Consider the following 18655-nt stretch of genomic DNA (forward strand, 5'->3'; position numbering starts at 1 on the left):
AGATTAGCTCCTTTTTCTATTCCAAAACCAATTGCTTATTATAATTCCTGTTAATCCGCCGCATGTATCCAGTAATGAATCTTGCCACATCGGTGTACGATCTCCCGTAGTCCATTGATGAATTTCATCAAATGTTGCATATCCCGCAACGAATAGAAGAGCGTATAGGAAGCACCTTTTTCTCGAATAACCCGATCGATGAAAAGCATAATACGTCAATGAACCGAGCATAAAGAACACCATAAAATGAGCACCTTTACGAAGGAAAAACTCAATAAATCCGCCTACACCTTTATTTGCAATGCTAACAGGTGTACCACCGCCATAATCGATAGATACCCACGAGAAATGCTCTTTCACAAACTCAACATTTACATATTGTTCAATATCCGAACGCATATCCTGCTTTTTATATGGTTGTGCCGAGGAATAGAAAATCAACCCCATCCATAGTAAAACAGGAATCCAAAATAACCATTTACGATTCATTCTTCCGAAACCCCTCTCTTAGTCTTTTAAGCGTACCAAAAAAAAGAATAAATTTCACGCCAAAACATGACATTTGCACCCTATTTATAAAGTGAAAGGGGGTGATAAACATGGCAGTCGAAACAATCGTAACGGACTTAACTTTACGTCTTGTCTTAAACAATGGATTAGATCAGAACGGAAAAACAGCTTTTAAGCAAAAACAATTTAAGCGTGTTAAAACAAACGCAAACTTAGAGCAAGTACAAAACGTAGCACGTGCTCTTGCTTCTTTACAAGTATCACCGCTTCACGCTATACAACTTGTTAGCACATCAGATCTTTCTACCCTATAAGGTTAAACTTTACTCAGTGGGGGCATCCCCCGCTGAGTACACCAATCGCCCTACCCGCATATAACACGATAAATAAAAAGGAGGAAATAAAGTATGCAAGTACTAGAATTAATTTTTGCGAAAGAAGATGGAAAAACAGTTGTTTTTTCTATCGAAAAACCTATCACACCCGTCGATGCACAAGTCGTAAATCAAGTAATGGATACCATCCTTGCCTCATCTGTATTTTCATCAATTAATGAAAATACCAGAAAAAAAGGAGCCCGTCTCGTGGAAAAGAATGTATCTGAAGTTCCAATTAACTTATAAACAAAAAGACGAATCTGCATCATTTTGCAGATTCGTCTTTTTTCTTCGGCATTTCAATCGGAATAAAGATTTTTGAAAAACCGACGCATACATATTTATAGTGTTCTCCGCCTATATCAAACTCGGTCGTATATGTTGAGAAGAAAATATAATCATTTCGCTTTGTATAATTCTCGATTAATAATCCAACTTGTGGCTCAACATATTTTTTCGCCAACTTCTTACCAGCCGATGCTAAATCGCCAAGAAGACCCTCTTCATTTTCCTTTTGAACTTCGTCTAGCTTCTTACTTACATCATTACGTTTCATAAACTGCTTCGCTGCCCAATCCGTATATTCACCTTTACTCGGATTACTATTTGCTAAATATACTAGAAGCACGACAACTAGAGCCATAATAATATACTTTTTCTTCATACTATCTCACCGCCTACTCTTTTCTATTTTCATATATATGTACAAGCGATGCAAATTAGAAAGACTAACATCTATTGATTGTAAACGAATAGTCAAAATTTACAATATGAAACAGAATATTAATAATTAATTCATTTAATTCGTATATAATTATATTTGGTATTACTATCATTTATAAGGGAGGAATCAAATTTATGAATGAAGAAAATGATATTATTATTTCTAATTCTACAATGATGCTGGAACCTTACAAGCACCCTTATTATCGCACCAAAATTATCGACAGTAGCGGGAACCATCTTTACTCCTGTCAAACTGCTCTCCAACTCATCAAGCAATCTTGTCTAACCAATGTTCACTCTACTTATCAAGGTAGACGTAATGCAGTCCAAACAAACTTTAAATTTAAACAAAATGTCCCAATTCCAATTAATCATCGAGAATATATTTGTGCTTTCCCGACAGAATCTCCTTCTTCTCCAAACTGTATATGGTTATTTTATAACCATATACATGACATAGAATTTTTCAAAAAGAGTAAAAAAGCTAACATTCATTTTTCAAATGGCACTACTACAACAATACATATCAGTCCCCATAAGTTAAAACAGCAATTATTAAAAGCTGGATACGTATTATCACGTATGAACATGCAAGATTCACTACAATTTAAAAACCTCTTATTACATTTACTACCTTAACAGAATAAGTAGAATGGAAAGCAATATCCATTGCCTTCCATTCTTATAATCATATTTATTCTCTTAAACTATTTCGCATTTTCTCAAGTGCTTGACGATACACCCACCTCACTTGATAATAGGTCATTTCCATCTCGTTAGCGATCTCCCCCATCGTCTTCCCTGTAAAAAAACGTTCGAAAATAATATACTTCTCCTTCTCATCTAATACACTCATAAAATCCTTTGCTCTCATTTCAATATCTTCAAAATGGAAGATATCCTCATATTCTCCTACACATACACACTTTTCTTGCACTGCAAACTCTTTCTTCAATCTTTCTAATATATAACCACGCACAGTTATAACTGCATATGCAGGAAAACTTCCTTTCTCCGCATCATACCTTTCATATGCATGCCAAAGACCAATTAAACCACATTGATAATACTCTTCATGATCTTGATAAATACCTAACTTCTTTATTTGATTTACAATCATACCTTCATACAACACAACTGTCTCTGTAAAAGTTGCTGGTTTCACACAGTACCCACTTCTAAAAGGTATACCTCTTTGTTATTCCGCCGGTACCTCCACAATATAAAAATAAAGAAGCGATTTCACTGTGAGTAATTTCAAATACTACCGCCGAAATTTGAAATTACACGAAGTAGAATTTCAAATTCTGCTGGTCGTATTTGAAATAAGGGTAAAAATAAAAAAGGTGACTCTTGGGAGAGTCACCTTTTAATCAAATCATATTATGCGCCAAAACTGTTTCCTAAACCTTTTAAAAAACCTAGTCCTATCGTTAGAATAAAGAAAATTACAATTAAAATTGTGGCTTGTTTCTTGCTTAAACCAGCCACAATATGTAACCCTAATCCTGTTAAAATTAAACTCCAAATATTAAAAATCTCAATTGAAGATGCAATGCCATTTAAAACTGTCCCTTTTTCAAATAAAGGAGCTAAACTTGTATAAGCATCCGTTCCATTTCCTTCAAAAATCAAACCTAATCCTACATTTAACAAGCTCCCAATGTAGAAAACAAGATTAGCGTATAAGTAAATAGATAATATCTTCATGTAAGGAGTATCATTTCCCATTAACATCATAATCACTTTATAGAAGCCTGCTGCAATAAAGAGGCCAATAGGTGTTCCAAATAAACCAAAAAGTGCTCCACCACCAAGTGCAAACCATTTTATCATCTGCCCATCTTGGCCATTCATTTCTTTTGCCACTTCTGGGGTATTAACCACTGATAAATAAAATACCGCAGCTGTCGTAACCGTTCCAATTAGAACAAATATGAGGAAAGCTACCCAAACCGGACTTTTCGTCTTCATTCTCTCAAACTGTTCACCTGGAGATGTAATCATCCCTAATAAAGATGGCTTTTTCGACCCTACATCTTGCGTATTAATATTCGTTTCCATTATAACGCCTCCTTATTTATACTGGCATATTTGGTAAAAATGCCGCAATTAACATAACAATCGCTGCTAAGAATAACGCTTTAATGATGAATAAAACGATAATTGGAATTGCTGCTTTCACTTTACTTACTCCCGCTGTAATTTGCAGTCCTAACCAAATTAAAACGATATTCCATAAATAAAATATTTCAATTGAACTCCCTATTCCATAAGCAACTGAACCTGTCTCAAATAATGGTCCTAAGCTTGTATATGCAGTTGGTGCGACACCTAAAATTAAAGCTATAATAGCATTAATAAATCCACCAATAATAACAACAATGTTCGTATATACAATAATCGTTACTAATTTTTTATAAGAGGTATCATTCCCATAGAACATCATAAACACTTTATAAATAGCTGCAACAACGAATGTTACCAGCATACCACCTATAGTACCCGACACAATGCTGGAAATAACATCGGATGTCAGTGAACTCTGTCCTGCAAATTCACCTAGTTCTTTTTTCACTTTCACCATCTCAGGGGACGTATTCGTAACGTATGTAGTAAAAGCACTTAACAGCCCTTGTAATAGCGCCATTAAGAAGAACATACCCCAAACTTTCTCGCTCGTCTTCATTCTCTCAAATTGTAAACTAGGAGATGTAATCATCCCCAATAATGATGGCTTCTCTCCGTCAGCTTTTTGCGTATTCAAATTCGCTTCCATTATAACGCCTCCTTCTATGTATATAACACGTTCTAATGGGTGGTTTTTCTCACATAGAGGCTACGACCGCCCACTAGAACGGTATGTGTAGTAGAGAGCCTCTCTACTACACTACTAACTTATTCATAACGTAATGCTTCAATTGGATCTAATTTCGCAGCTTTATTCGCTGGAATTAATCCGAAAATAATACCAAGTGTCATAGAGAACAGTACGCCTCCAACAACAACCTCCCACGAAACGAGTGGTGGCCATTTTGCAAATGTGGAAACGATATATGCCCCGCCATATCCAAGACCAATTCCGATTAAACCACCTAGAAGCGTTAACATGACTGCTTCAATTAAAAATTGTAATAAAATTTTACTACGTGTTGCCCCAAGCGCTTTACGTATCCCAATTTCGCGCGTACGCTCCGTTACAGATACAAGCATAATGTTCATAACACCAATACCACCAACGACTAGTGAAATACCAGCAATACCGCCGATGATCATCGTCATGATGCTAGTGACTTTAGAAACATTTTCTTGTAATTCTTTTAAATTCACCAGTTCATATTTACCTGGAATCTCACTTGGCTTACGACTATTTAATACATCAACAGCTTGTTTCCCAGCTGCTTCTAAATCGTCTACATTTTTAGCTTGAATTGCGATATTTTGAATATCATCTGTTCCGAATAAAACAGGCCATAATGTAAGGGGGATTAACGCTTCTTCCATTTCAAATCCCATAAACTCATTATCAGATGTATACACACCAATAATTTGCATTGGCTGCCCCTTCATCTCAATAATTTGTCCCACTGGGTTTACGTCCTTAAATAACGTCTCTTCTGTTTTTGTACTAATCATCACAACGTTATTTGCATGAGAAATATCTGATTCACTTAAAGTACGTCCCTTTACGACCTTTACTTTATTAACCGCAAAATATTCATTATCAAGACCAATAACATTCAGATTTGCTTTTTTATCATTTACATCCAGTATCTCTGTCGTCGAATTTGTCGTAATAACGTGTGAAACATCTTTCACTTGTTTTACTTCCATAATATCTTCTTCCGTTAACTTTGGTATTTCAAATCCGCCTATAGCAAACTCATCATTCATATCTGGTTTAAACTGAATTGGCATAAGGTTATTACCACCAGAGCCTGCGAATTTCGACTTCAGCATTGCTTCCCCGCCTTGCCCAATTGCAACGACAGTAATAATAGAACCAACGCCGATAATAATACCGAGCATCGTAAGCGCTGAACGCAGTTTATGAGCTAAAATAGAAGATAGGGCAATTTTTATACTATCTAGTAAACTCATACCGCACACCTTCTATCTTCTGTAATTTTCCCGTCTCGCAGTACAATGCGGCGGGAAGAATACGCTGCTACTTCCTCTTCATGTGTAACCATAACAATCGTTGTACCTTCTGCATTAAGCTTCGTGAAAATATCCATAACTTGCTCACCAGACTTCGTATCAAGCGCACCAGTTGGCTCATCGGCCATAATGAACGTTGGATTATTCGCAATCGACCTTGCAATCGCTACACGCTGCTTCTGTCCACCTGATAATTCATTCGGCAAATGGTGAACTCTATCTGATAAACCGACTTTACCAAGCGCTTCTAGAGCCCTTTGACGACGCTCTGCTTTCTTCACACCACCGTATACGAGCGGAAGTTCAACATTTTCTACTGCTGAAAGACGTGGAAGCAAATTAAAGTGCTGGAACACAAATCCAATATATTCATTACGAATTAAAGCAAGCTTTGACTCGTCTGCTGTTAAGATATTCACATCATTCAGCATATATTCGCCTTCTGTTGGACGATCTAAACAACCGATAATATTCATAAGCGTTGATTTACCAGAACCAGACGGTCCCATAATCGAAACGAACTCACCGCTTTGAATCGTTAAACTAATACCGTGCAAAATCGGCACTGCCAATTTTCCTTGATAATACGTTTTAGCAATATTATTTAACGTAATCATTTCTCTTTCACTTCCATTCCGTCATACACGTCGTCGGAAGGATTTTTAACCACCTTTTGCCCCACTTTTGCGCCTTCAACAATCTCTGTCCAATCTCCATCAGTAGAACCTTTTTTCACATTTTGTTTACGAAGCTTTCCTTTATCCTCAACATAAACAAATGCATCACCATCTTTTTCTACAATACTCTTAGTCGGAACTGCAATCATCGTCTTATTCTCTAAACTTACTTGCAGAGAAACGTGATAACCTGGAGATAAACCATCTTGACTATCAAGACTTGCTTTATATGTATATTGGGACATATTTTGAGTCGCTTCACCCATACCACCAGCTTGAGCCATCTCTGCACTCGTTGGGAATTCACTTACCTCTGTAATTTTACCTGTCCACTTCTTCTTACTATTTGCTTTCGCAGTGACAGTAAATGTTTGATCTGGTTGAATTTGTGACTTCTGAAGCTCAGTTAACGTCCCTTGAACTTGAAATGGATCTTTAGACGCCACTTGTAAAAATGCTTTCCCTTGACCACCTAACGCTTGAGATGAACTTTGCGCCGCATCTTTATCTAACTTTTGAACGACACCAGTAAAATTACTATAAATCGTAAGCTCTTTCTGCTTTTTACTTAACTCTTCTTTCTGCAACTTCCCTTTTTCTTTCTCAAGATCAGTTGTCTTTTGCGCCATCTCTAACTCACTTACTTGCTCATCCATCGGATCTGTTACTTCTTTCCCAGCTCCGCTATCCTTTGCCTTCTTAATTTCTTTCTTCAACGAATCAATTTTCTTCTTTCCTTGATCATAACGCATATCTGCCATCTTCTGATCAAGCTCAGCTTGCTTCATTTGCAAGTTAATCTCTTCATTATCATAAGAGAATAACTTCGTACCTTTCTCTACCTCTTGTCCTTCTTTCACTGCAATATCTTTCACTTTTCCTTTAGTCGGATCTGCATAGAAACTTTCAATATTCCCTGGTTTCACCTGACCAGAAATTAACTTCGTATTATTAAGCTTTCGCTCCGTTACCTTCTCAAAGCTCACAGCATCAGCTGTCGTTGCTGCGCCCTTCTTCTTCCCTTGCATTACAAAAATATTAACTGCTGCTACAATAACAATTAGTGCAATAACCCCGATAATAATCCATTTCTTCTTCTTGTTTGGAGTACGAACCGTATTTGGTACCATATTCTCTCTCCTTTTATAACTTAATAGTTTAATATAAAAATTGTATAAAACTTTCTGAAAAATAATTACATATTATTACATTCTTTTTACAAAGTTTTACACATCCATTTATATTGTAACAAAAATTCCAATGATTAGAAATATGACATATTATCTTTTAAGATAGATTTAAGGAAAGATTATATTAATATAAGAAAAGCCATCCAAAATGATAATTGGATAGCTTTTCAAACAAAATATTACGCTACTTTAGTTTTTTTCCCCTCATGCCCACGTTGAACGATGAACAAGAAGATTGTTGATAAAATTGCACCTGTTAATAGTAAGATGAAGCAACCGTCCCAGCCAGAACGATCAACAATAACACCGATTGCTGCGTTTGCTACAAGACTTCCGCCTACATAACCGAACAGACCACACATACCAACTGTCGTACCTACTGCAAATTTCGGTACTAATTCCATCGCACTTAAACCGATTAAGAACTGTGGTACATAAATTAAACAACCGATGATAGAAACTGCAATACTTACAACAAGTATGCTAGTTGCTTGCCAATATACAAACGTACCAATAACAACTCCGACCATACTAATGATACATAATGGCATACGTTTTCCTTTAAATAATTTATCACTTAAAAGACCAACGATTAATGAACTTGGAATTGCCATACCTTCAAAGATTGCGTACGCTGCGTGTGCTTCATTTTTTGAGAAACCTTTAACCGTCGTTAAATAAAGGGGAACCCAGTTAATAACACCGAAGCGAATTAAATAAACAAATGCATTCGCAATACATAAGAACCATACAAATTTATTTTTCACTACATATTTCATTAAAATTTCTTTTGGTGACATCTTGTTAGCATTATCTGCTTTTTCAAGATTTTCATAGTCATTACGATATTCATCAATTGGAGGAAGACCTTCTGATTCTGGTGTATCCTTCGCATTAATCCAAACAAGAACTGAGATTACCATTGCGATAATCGCTGGGAAAATAAACACGCCGCCTTGCCAATGATTTTCACCAAAAATAGCTACACCAATTCCGACAAGTGGTGGTACGAGCATTCCGCCAACGTTATGTGAAATATTCCAAATACCTGTTTTCGTACCGCGTTCTTTCTTCGAGAACCATTTCGTCATAACGATACTACAAGGTGGTGCTCCCATACCTTGTACAATACCATTTAGAACAAGTAGTGTAACAATCATTCCAAATGACGATGCAAAACCGAAACAAATATTTACAAGCCCTGATAAGAATAAACCGACTGCGATAAAGCGCTGGGCGAAAGCTTTATCTGACAAATTACCCATAAAGAACTTACTAAATCCATAAACAATTGCCATGATTGAACCTAGTAGTCCAATTTCAGCTGTACTAAATCCATATTCTTGTACTAAATACGTACTTGATAACGTAAAGTTACTACGAACTAAATAATAAGCAGCATACCCAACTGAAATTCCCATCAATACACGAATACGTAATAATTTGTATACTCGATCAATCATATCCGCTGGCAATCTTTCAATTGCAGGTGCTGGCTTGAGCCATTTAAACATATATTTCCGTCTCCTTTTCTCACTTCTGAGAGAGACGCTGTCTATTCCATATCTCGATTATTCCGCTATTTGATATATTTTGGTTTGTTCTTCTAACCGGCTGTCCTTCTATTTCTTTCTCGTTCTTCGCAAACATCGTTGGTACGCCAAACGAAACTTTTTCTAAAATGTGACCCGCTTCTTCTGATAAACAATAATCAATAAATAAATCCGCAATAATACCATTCGGTGCACGTTTTAGTTTCGAAATCGCATTAACAGATAACCCTGTTTGCTCAGGTACAATACTTACAATTGGAAAGCCTCGTTTTTGAAGCATTCTCTGATCTCCCATGAAATTGATGCCTATCATATACTCACCGCTCGCAACAAGTTCCACTGGTATGTAACCATTCACCGTTACTTCACCAACTTGTCCTGCAAGGTTCTTCACATATTCCTTCGCTTCCACTTCACCTAAAGTATCAATAAGTGATTGAAAAAACGTATATGCTGTTCCTGAGACATTTGGATCTGGCATTACAATCTTTCCCTTATATACTGGATTTAATAAATCTTGCCACCTTGATGGATAAGGAAGTCCGAGCGGTGCTATTTCTTCATTCCACCGCTCTTTATTGATCGCAATTGCCAGCTTCTCCACTTCATAACCGTACCAATAACCGTCTTTATCTTTAACAGTTTTTGAAATACGGTTCGCATGCTGATTCGTAACAGGAATAGATAGATTTTTTTGCTTCATCATTTGATGCGCGTCTACCGTACCGCCAATAATAATATCCGCTTTCGGATTTCCAGCTTCCTCTTCTACCCTCCGAAGAAGCTCTTCTGTCGAAAGACGAATAAATTCATACGTACAGCCGCGTGGTTTACAAAATGATGACAGCAAAGCTTCACCAACTTCCTCACGAGCTGCTACATACGCAACAAGATGACGATCATCCAAAATAGGGAGACCATTTTTATTATATTTAATAGAGGTTGTATCTCGAGAGCAACTAGACATCGCTCCTCCAATTACTAGCAAAAAGAAGAAAAAGGCTATCTTTCTCATGACACATTCTCCTTTACAAATAAATTTGCGAGGGAGCTTTTCATATACATAACATTCCCGTTATTATCGCCGAGATATTGCACAACAAAGTAAGATGGATATACAGAAATAGTAAGAATGTCTTCCCGCTCATTCTTTATACGCTTCCCTGTTTTATAAGCGGTAATATAAGCAATCGGTTCATTCTGTGATTGTAATAATTTCTGTATTTCTCCGTAATCTGTAATTTGCTTTGCGTACCGAATCGAATCAAGTATGTGCGTAAGATTCATCGCACGTTCTACATCACCTTGGCGTACTATGACATCCTGCGCTGACGCAAAAAAATCACTAATACGTTCTGGTGTGTAATACAGGCTTAACAAATACGTTTGAAATGCTGAAATCATTGGGTCCGTACCATTCTTTCCGTACACATCAGCCCCGTACTGGAACAAGTCACCTACTGCAAAAGTACGTTTATGTCCATTCAAGTACGTTACTTCTCCAGTAAATACTTGTTCTTGATTCTTAGCTTCTCTCGGTTCTATTTGAATTCGGTCAAAGAATGAAACAATCGTATGCAAACGAACTTCATCCGTTATAACAATTTCTCCCCACTTTTCATGCCTAACTTTCATTTCGATAGGCAGGGATTCATTCACTCTTTGTAAAACAATTTGTTTGTCATTCACTATTGTGATTCGATTGTATATTTGCTTCTCCATCACATAAAACAAAATAAGAGAAACAATTATACAAAGAACAAACATAAGAATTTGAAATGATAGCCTTTTCATTTCTGCCTACCTCCAAGATAAAAAAACGTTGTTTCGAAAATACCGCATAATTGTTTCATAAATGTATCATTTAACCGCTTTCAAGTTTTTTATGTCTTCCATCCGTCTCGGAAGCAAAAATGTAATAAATATTGTAGTACCAATCTCTTCACTACTCTCAATTCGCATACTTCCGCCCTGCTTATTCATAATCTCCTGACAAATATACAAACCGTAACCATTCCCGTAACTAGAAGGCAGTACCTTCCCTTCTGGTGCTTCATTCCACTCTGCAAGCACACCTTCATCTATACCAATGCCATCATCATGAACAAAAACCTTTGCCTCATGTTCATTTACAATTACATTCATACGAATTTGCGTAGCATCGCTATATTTTATCGCATTATCCAGCACGTTTAAGAAAATCTGTTTCGTCTTATCGAAATCCGCAACAACATGTACATCTGTTAACTCATTTATCACTTCAATCTCAAATTTCTGCAGACGCGGTTTCACAATTGAAACTGCTTCTTCGGCTAATTCCTTTACATTCACAACTGTAGGTGACACTTCAAACGTACTCTTCCCGTACTTTGAAGACTTAAGCAATTCCTCTACAAGTGATAATAAACGCTCACTCTCTACAGCCACATATCGCAGGCTCTCTTTTACATCTTCCTTCGCCTTTAACTTCGGAATTAAATCCACATAGCCAATAATCGCCGTTAACGGCGTTTTTAGTTCATGCGTAATGCGGTCTAAGAAATCTTTCTGCTTCTCTTTCTCCTCTTTCAATTGCTTAATATGCAGCTCAATTCCATCGGCCATCGCATTAAAAGATGCTGAAAGCTGAGCAATTTCCACATATTCATTTAGCTCAATCTTGCTTTTATAATCACCATTCGCAAGCCGCTTTGCCATTTGTCTTAACCGATCAATCGGCTTATGAAGAGACTTTGCCAAACGAATTGCAAAGAAAATACCTGCAGCTACGAGACAAAAAGACGTCATTAAGAACGTCCAGCCAACATTTGTTAAAACTTCCTTCTCACCCGTTAACTCATTTATAAAACGAACACTTCCGATGACATCGTTTCCATAATAAACTGGGCTTGAAAACAAAAGAATTGGAGCTGGGTCTCCCTCTTCAAAAACATAAGACTTCTTCCCCTTCAAAGAACTCGCAATATCAATATTCCGATGAAGAAGCGCTCCTTTTTGCGTATCCGCAACAACATCTCCATTCTTTCCAATCATCTGTACACGGACATCCATGCGCTTTGCTAAATACGAAGCAATTAAAAGTGAATTCGGACCGAGCGTCTCTACCTCTGCTTCCTTCTCTAAATAATTCATCGTATAAATTTGTGCTTCTACACTTAACTTCTCTAAAGAATTTGCCGCGTTATGATACATATTCTTTTCTAACGTAATATAAACAACTGCGTACAAAAGAACAAAAATCGGGATTAACAGTCCCACTATTCCAATCACCATATTCCTTTTTAAAGACATACCATCACCACTTAACAATCCAGTTTATAGCCAACGCCATAAATTGTCTTAATATATTCCCCGCTATTCCCTAGCTTCTTCCGCAGTCTTTGCACCATAATATCAACCGCTCTCGTATTTCCGATATACTCAAACCCCCATACTTTCTCAAGTAACTCATCTCTCATAAATACACGCTGCGGATTGGAAACAAACAACTGACATAAATTAAACTCTCGGTACGTTAACTGAATTTCTTGTCCACTAACATGTACCTTTCTTTCCTTAGGACAAATCGTTATCTCTCCTGCCCCAATTACTTCATGACTTACCGTTACCTCTGCCTTCTTCACACGCCGCGTCATATTCTTAATCCGAAGAATAAGCTCAGCATAATTAAATGGCTTCGTCACATAATCATCTGCACCAAGCTGCAAGCCAAGCAATTTATCATTCATCTGACTCTTCGCAGTTAACATGAGTACTGGAATATCCCTATTCTTCTCACGAAACAAACGAAGCAACTCGTACCCATCTGTATCTGGAAGCATAACATCCAAAATTAATACATCCGGTCCTTCATTCCATTTCTCTAAAGCTTCTCTTCCATCAGCCGCCGTGAGCACTTCATACCCTTCCATCTCCAACTGCATCCGAATCAAATTACGAATACTCGATTCATCATCAACTACAAGTATTTTCATTATTCTCCTCCTTCCATCCCGTATTATAGTACAGTTTAGTATAGCAAAAATCATACAAAAAAAGAGAGGGTATTGTCGAACATATTTTGTCGACGATACTCTCTCCTGTTATCTTTTATCTCTTATACGCTCGCAATAATAAATTCAGCACGTCCTACCACTCTATATTCCCCAAAATCGCTTGGTAATATGAGATGATCTCCTTGCTCCAATTGATACCTTTCAGTACCGTGTATTAGCTCGCCTTCTCCATCTATTACACTTAAAAGAAGAAATGGATTTTTTTGCGTTAAGTTAACCACTCCATCTAATTCCCACTTTTCTACTGAAAAATAAGGACATTCAATAAATTTTCTTACATATAAATCTTCTATTTTTTCATATTGAACAGATTGTTGCTTTGAAACAAATGGTGTCTCTATTACTTCCATACTTTTCTCCAGATGGAGTTCACGCAGTTTCCCCTCTGAATCTCTTCTATTATAATCATATAATCGATAAGTAGTATCAGAGTTTTGTTGCGTTTCTAATATTAAAATACCTTCACCAATCGCATGCACTGTGCCACTTGGAACAAAGAAAAAGTCACCTGGCTTCACTTTTACACGTTGTAATAACTTGCCCCATTCTTCTTGTTCAACCAGATTTACTAGTTCATCCTTTGTCTTTGCATGATGCCCATAAATAATCTCAGCACCTTCTTTACAATCAATGACATACCAGCATTCAGTCTTTCCTAGCTCACCATCTTCATTTATACGTGCATATTCATCATTCGGATGAACTTGAACAGATAAGTCGCGATTTGCATCTAAAATTTTTGTAAGAAGAGGGAAGCGATCCCCTTCAATATCCCCAAATAATTCTCGATGATTATTCCACAATTGTCCTAAAGACAAACCTTTATACTTTCCATTTTTAACTACACTTTGTCCATTTTGATGTGCAGCAAAGGCCCAACATTCTCCCGTTTGTTCTGATGGTATTTCATATCCGAAAGAAGTTAATTTCGTACCACCCCAAATTCTTTCTTTAAAAATGGGTGCAAAAAATAACGGTTCTGTCATGATTAAAATCCTCCATTTTATACGATGTCATCTAATAACTTATGTGCTTCTTCTTTCGTTTGGACAGATATTAATCTCTCTCTATAACTATCATCCATAAGTTTTCTTGAAAGCATTTGAAGAATCTTCAGGTGCTCATTTCCTTCGCTCTCTTTCGGAACTGCAATCATAAAGATTAACTTTGCATCCGTTCCATCTAAACTCTTCCAATCTACCCCTGATTGTTTAATTCCAAATACAACACTCGGTTTTTTTACTGCATCCGACTTCCCATGAGGAATCGCAATATTCATTCCAATGCCTGTACTACTCTCTGCTTCGCGACTCATAATTGCTTGCTTAAACTCAGAATCAGAATGTAAAGCACCTACAGCATTTAATTTCCCAATCATTTCATCAATAATATCGTCACGTGTCTCCCCTGCTAAATTAACATCAATTAGCTCCAGACTCGTTATATCTGTTAATTTCTGAATTTCAACCTTTTCAGCTTTCTTTTCTATCACTAGCTCTTGAACTTCCGTTACTTCCTTTGTTGCTGACACTTCTTTCATTTCTTTTAATTCCTGTACTTCTTCAACTTTTGAAATATCTTTCTTTAATACATTCACGATCACTGCTGTAACAAGAGAACCTACAATAATAGCAACAAAGAACATAAATACGTTATCTACCGCTCCTAGTACCGCAACAATCGGTCCACCATGTGCTACTCTATCTCCTACGTTACCAATCATTGCAATAACTGCACCTGTCATAGAACCAGCCATAATACTTGGAATGACACGTAATGGATCCTGTGCTGCAAAAGGAATAGCTCCTTCTGTAATACCGAATAAGCCCATCGTAAATGAGGCTTTCCCCATTTCCTTTTCAGACCCTTGGAATTTTTTCTTTCCTATAAATGTAGCAAGTCCCATCCCGATCGGTGGAATACAAATTGCTGCTGCAATCGGTCCCATAATTTCATAATTTCCTTCTCCAATCATTGCAGAACCAAATAAGAATGCCACCTTATTTACTGGACCACCCATATCGAATGAAATCATTGCACCTAAGATTAACGCTAAAAGAATTGAACTTGAACCTTGCATACCGGCTAACCAAGCCGTTAATGATTCAAATACTTGTGCTACAGGAGCACCGATAATAAATACAAATGCTAAACCAACAATAAGTGATGTAAATACCGGGATAATAATAATCGGCATAATTGGTTGAATCGCTTTTGGTACTTTTAACTTTTTAATTCCTAAAGCTACATAACCAGCTAGGAAACCTGCAATGATTCCACCTAGAAAGCCTGCCCCACTCTCACTACCATAAAAACTTCCCGTTGCTGCAATATATCCTCCGATCATACCAGGAACAAGTCCAGGTTTATCAGCTATACTATATGCAATATAACCAGCTAGAATTGGAACCATAAATGCAAATGAAGCTCCACCTATTTGCTCAATTGTTTTCCAAAAAGAACCTTCCGGTATTACTAAACCACCAGGGGTTTTCTCACCACCAAGTGTCAAAGCAATTGCGATTAATAACCCTCCTACAACAATGAAAGGGACCATGAATGATACACCATTCATTAAATGACGGTATATAGGATTTTGTTTTTTTCCTTGCGAGTCATCCCTTGCCTCTTTCACATCTGAATGATAAACAGGAACATTACCCTCTACTACTTTTTGAATGAGCTCCTCTGGTTTACGAATGCCATCTTTAACTCCTACAACTAGTAACTTTTTACCTATGAATCTATCTTTATTTACAGCACGATCTGCAGCTATAATGATGCCATCCGCTTCACGAATTTCTTGCTCAGTAAGTTCATTTTCAACACCTATACCACCTTGTGTTTCAACTTTCATTTGAATTCCTAATTTATCCGCTGCTTTTTGCAAGTTTTCTGCAGCCATATACGTATGGGCAATCCCATTTGGACACGATGTAATCGCTAGTACTTTCATTTTAACCCTCCTCAACCCTTATGTAAGCGCCTACAAATACTATATATCAATATTTGATTCATAAAAGTTTTCTTTTTTACCGTAACCTCCGGAAAAAACATTATTTTACCGAAGCAAATAAAAAAGTAAGGCTTCTCGCCTTACCTATTCATATCTTAAATAAGATAAAAACTTCATTATATTCTTTTCCTTTATAAGCTTCTGAACAAAAACAGGTTGTTCACTTATAAAAGATAACTCATGAAATAACTGTTTCGTAACTTCCTTACCATCACTTTTAACTGCTAACATAAATACAAGCGATACTTTCTCTACTCCCCAGTCTAGCGGCTCCTTCAGCGTAGCCACTGCAATTGCGGATTGTTGAACTAACTTAGGATTTCCGTGCGGAATGGCGACTCCTGCACCAATTGTCGTTGCTGACATTCTATCTCTAGCAATCGCACTTTCAATATATCCTTTCTCTACATATCCCTTTTCATAAAGAGATCTCGCTAATCTTTCAATTAATTCGTAACGATGCTCTACTTCCTGTTGTAAAAAAACTAAAAAAGGATTTGTATAATTCAATAAAACAAAGTCCTTATTTTCGTTAGACGGTAGTTCATCTAATTTCTTCATAAAATCCTCTAACTTACTTTCTTCACTCCGCTCTAATAAAGGAGATACAACACAATGAGGAATCTTTAACTGTGGAAGATCTATCGTAGAAATAATAAGCTCTACCTTTTTATTTTTCATTAAGTATTCTTCCAAATCGGACTTTGCGATACAATCCATCACATGGACATGCCGGAATTTCCTTTCAATTTTTGTCCGTAATAATTGCGACATCCCTATCCCCATATGACAAACAATAATCACATTTTTTGATACCTTTTTATCATTCAAACGCTCCATTGCCGCCTGAAAATGCAAAGTAAGATAGGCCGCTTCTTCCTCAGGGATTTGTAAACTTAATGATGTATTAATATCATCCAGCTCATGAATTAACATATCAAACATATACGGATACATGCGCTTAATTTCATGAAGCATCGGATTCGAGACAGAAAGATTATATTGCAAACGATTTAATGTCGTGTACAAATGCATCTGTAATCCCTCTACTAAAAATGTATCCTTATCGAAATCGATTTCATTCAATTTAGACATACGATCTATTAAATGCGATACAACTTGTGAAAGCACGGGGCTACTCACATTTAGCTTACTTTTTTCCCATTCATCTTGATAGCGAAATTTCCCACCTAAAATATGAATGGCTAAATAAGCTATCTCTTCTTCAGTAAAATGAACAGTAAATACAAACTCTAACCTTGTTAAAAAGTCTAATGTCCACCCATACTCTTTCGTCTCTCGCACAATGTTTAAATCATCTGTAGACATTGAAATTGGTTGTTTTAACTTCATCCTCCGCACCATGATTAACGTATGTAATAAAAGATTTTCTAACGTATCATCTGTAAAGAATATAGCGTATCTTTTTTGTAACGCTTTCAATTCAGTCTTTACAAATTCAATTTCATGATACAAAAACTGCTCTTTAATAAATTGATTCATTAATTCCCGATTATGAATTAAATCTGATAGTTTAGCTAATGCTTTCCTCTTATTTCTCTCATCGCCTTCTACCGTTAAGCCTACTCTCTGCTTTAAAATTAACTCTAATCCCAGTTCCTCAAGCCATTTTTCAATTCTATCTAAATCTCTCTTAACCGTAGCTCTATTTACGAAATACTGCTCAGCAAGCTCCTGCACTGTAACTGGCTTAACATTCATCAACAAACTATACGCTATTTGCAACACTCTCTCCTCGTCTGATGCATAGCTTACATTCTGTTTTACAGAATACAATTTATTAAACAAACTCGTCCTATCATAATCCTTAATTTCTAAACAGACACCTAAACCTGGTTTCCGAATAAGAAGTGCATCTGAATACTTCTCTAAATATTCCTCAATCACCTTAAAATCATTACGAATCGTCTTCTCCGAACATCCTATCCTATCAGCAAGCTCCTGCACTAACAAATACTCATTAGACTCAGATAATAAAACTTGTAAAATTTCCTGTTGTCTTTTATTCATCTGCTTCACCTGTTTCTTCTATCCTTTGTACCCAATATGTTGCTAACTTAGTGCATTTATCATAACACATTAGTGAATTTCTGAATTAGGGGATTTTATTGTTTTATCACTTATTCGATGTAACCAAGTATCTTCACTACATAACCGCTTTACCTTAGAATAAATAAAAAGTTGATTTACAAACTTTAGATAGGTTAAAATTATACAGGTGTTTTAATTGCCTTCTCTTCCTATAGTTTTTATATAATTTATTGATACTTTTGAGACATTGATTAACACATAATCACGTGATATAAGGGCACAACATCATTAAGGAAAGTAATACACTTATTACCCCTTCCTTCTATAAAAAATAAATC

19 protein-coding genes are annotated in these 18655 nt (G+C 36.5%); 3 read left to right on the plus strand and 16 right to left on the minus strand.

What is annotated here, in order from left to right:
- Positions 1 to 3 precede the first annotated feature (3 nt).
- Positions 4 to 489 carry a VanZ family protein gene (locus DT250_RS08290; protein ID WP_001080718.1) on the minus strand — a complete coding sequence of 162 codons (486 nt, stop codon included), beginning with the start codon at positions 487 to 489 and terminating at the stop codon, positions 4 to 6.
- A 110-nt stretch (positions 490 to 599) separates the two neighbouring features.
- Between DT250_RS08290 and DT250_RS08295 the strand changes: the two genes are divergently transcribed.
- Positions 600 to 824 (plus strand): DUF1659 domain-containing protein, encoded by a 225-nt coding sequence (locus tag DT250_RS08295; protein ID WP_149212902.1) that lies wholly within the window; start codon positions 600 to 602, stop codon positions 822 to 824.
- A 93-nt stretch (positions 825 to 917) separates the two neighbouring features.
- Positions 918 to 1133 (plus strand): DUF2922 domain-containing protein, encoded by a 216-nt coding sequence (locus tag DT250_RS08300; protein ID WP_001197599.1) that lies wholly within the window; start codon positions 918 to 920, stop codon positions 1131 to 1133.
- Positions 1134 to 1152: 19 nt separating this feature from the next.
- Here DT250_RS08300 and DT250_RS08305 read toward each other — a convergent pair whose 3' ends face one another.
- The gene (locus tag DT250_RS08305; RefSeq protein ID WP_000731403.1) at positions 1153 to 1551 is read right to left on the minus strand and encodes a DUF4359 domain-containing protein; all 399 of its coding nucleotides are present in this window, start codon (positions 1549 to 1551) and stop codon (positions 1153 to 1155) included.
- A 194-nt stretch (positions 1552 to 1745) separates the two neighbouring features.
- Between DT250_RS08305 and DT250_RS08310 the strand changes: the two genes are divergently transcribed.
- Positions 1746 to 2252: a competence protein ComK gene (locus DT250_RS08310; RefSeq protein WP_048566685.1), complete on the plus strand. Its 507-nt coding sequence runs from the start codon at positions 1746 to 1748 to the stop codon at positions 2250 to 2252.
- Between the two features lie 55 nt (positions 2253 to 2307).
- Here DT250_RS08310 and DT250_RS08315 read toward each other — a convergent pair whose 3' ends face one another.
- The 14 genes from DT250_RS08315 to DT250_RS08380 all read right to left on the minus strand — a co-directional run bounded on the left by DT250_RS08315 (position 2308) and on the right by DT250_RS08380 (position 18296).
- Positions 2308 to 2778, minus strand: coding sequence for a sigma-70 family RNA polymerase sigma factor (locus tag DT250_RS08315; protein ID WP_149212903.1), 471 nt, complete (start codon positions 2776 to 2778; stop codon positions 2308 to 2310).
- A gap of 218 nt (positions 2779 to 2996) precedes the next feature.
- Entirely contained in the window at positions 2997 to 3677 is a 681-nt protein-coding gene (gene yknW / locus DT250_RS08320) for a YknW family membrane protein (protein ID WP_149212904.1), read from the minus strand.
- A gap of 16 nt (positions 3678 to 3693) precedes the next feature.
- On the minus strand, positions 3694 to 4392 hold the full coding sequence (gene yknW, locus DT250_RS08325) for a YknW family membrane protein (protein WP_149212905.1): 699 nt from the start codon (positions 4390 to 4392) through the stop codon (positions 3694 to 3696).
- A gap of 119 nt (positions 4393 to 4511) precedes the next feature.
- Positions 4512 to 5714, minus strand: a complete 1203-nt coding sequence (locus DT250_RS08330) for an ABC transporter permease (RefSeq protein ID WP_149212906.1) — start codon at positions 5712 to 5714, stop codon at positions 4512 to 4514.
- Positions 5711 to 6391 (minus strand): ABC transporter ATP-binding protein, encoded by a 681-nt coding sequence (locus DT250_RS08335; protein WP_000631628.1) that lies wholly within the window; start codon positions 6389 to 6391, stop codon positions 5711 to 5713. Before DT250_RS08335 ends, DT250_RS08330 begins: the two co-directional genes overlap by 4 nt.
- Entirely contained in the window at positions 6388 to 7581 is a 1194-nt protein-coding gene (locus tag DT250_RS08340; protein ID WP_098857492.1) for an efflux RND transporter periplasmic adaptor subunit, read from the minus strand. The genes DT250_RS08335 and DT250_RS08340 overlap by 4 nt, the downstream gene beginning before the upstream one ends.
- A gap of 239 nt (positions 7582 to 7820) precedes the next feature.
- The gene (gene pgtP, locus DT250_RS08345; protein ID WP_046955541.1) at positions 7821 to 9155 is read right to left on the minus strand and encodes an MFS transporter; all 1335 of its coding nucleotides are present in this window, start codon (positions 9153 to 9155) and stop codon (positions 7821 to 7823) included.
- 19 nt (positions 9156 to 9174) lie between these two features.
- The gene (locus DT250_RS08350; protein ID WP_149212907.1) at positions 9175 to 10209 is read right to left on the minus strand and encodes an ABC transporter substrate-binding protein; all 1035 of its coding nucleotides are present in this window, start codon (positions 10207 to 10209) and stop codon (positions 9175 to 9177) included.
- Positions 10206 to 10988, minus strand: a complete 783-nt coding sequence (locus DT250_RS08355) for a DUF3919 family protein (RefSeq protein ID WP_149212908.1) — start codon at positions 10986 to 10988, stop codon at positions 10206 to 10208. The genes DT250_RS08350 and DT250_RS08355 overlap by 4 nt, the downstream gene beginning before the upstream one ends.
- A 66-nt stretch (positions 10989 to 11054) precedes the next feature.
- Positions 11055 to 12485, minus strand: a complete 1431-nt coding sequence (locus tag DT250_RS08360; protein WP_149212909.1) for a HAMP domain-containing sensor histidine kinase — start codon at positions 12483 to 12485, stop codon at positions 11055 to 11057.
- 11 nt (positions 12486 to 12496) lie between these two features.
- The gene (locus tag DT250_RS08365; protein WP_000699565.1) at positions 12497 to 13168 is read right to left on the minus strand and encodes a response regulator transcription factor; all 672 of its coding nucleotides are present in this window, start codon (positions 13166 to 13168) and stop codon (positions 12497 to 12499) included.
- 122 nt (positions 13169 to 13290) lie between these two features.
- Complete coding sequence (gene manA / locus DT250_RS08370; RefSeq protein WP_149212910.1) at positions 13291 to 14235, minus strand: mannose-6-phosphate isomerase, class I; 945 nt, start codon at positions 14233 to 14235, stop codon at positions 13291 to 13293.
- Positions 14236 to 14252: 17 nt separating this feature from the next.
- The gene (locus DT250_RS08375; protein ID WP_149212911.1) at positions 14253 to 16205 is read right to left on the minus strand and encodes a PTS fructose transporter subunit IIABC; all 1953 of its coding nucleotides are present in this window, start codon (positions 16203 to 16205) and stop codon (positions 14253 to 14255) included.
- Positions 16206 to 16349: 144 nt separating this feature from the next.
- Positions 16350 to 18296 carry a BglG family transcription antiterminator gene (locus tag DT250_RS08380; protein WP_149212912.1) on the minus strand — a complete coding sequence of 649 codons (1947 nt, stop codon included), beginning with the start codon at positions 18294 to 18296 and terminating at the stop codon, positions 16350 to 16352.
- Positions 18297 to 18655: the final 359 nt, after the last annotated feature.

This window comes from Bacillus sp. AR2-1 (assembly GCF_008368755.1).
Taxonomy (GTDB): Bacteria; Bacillota; Bacilli; order Bacillales; family Bacillaceae_G; genus Bacillus_A; species Bacillus_A wiedmannii.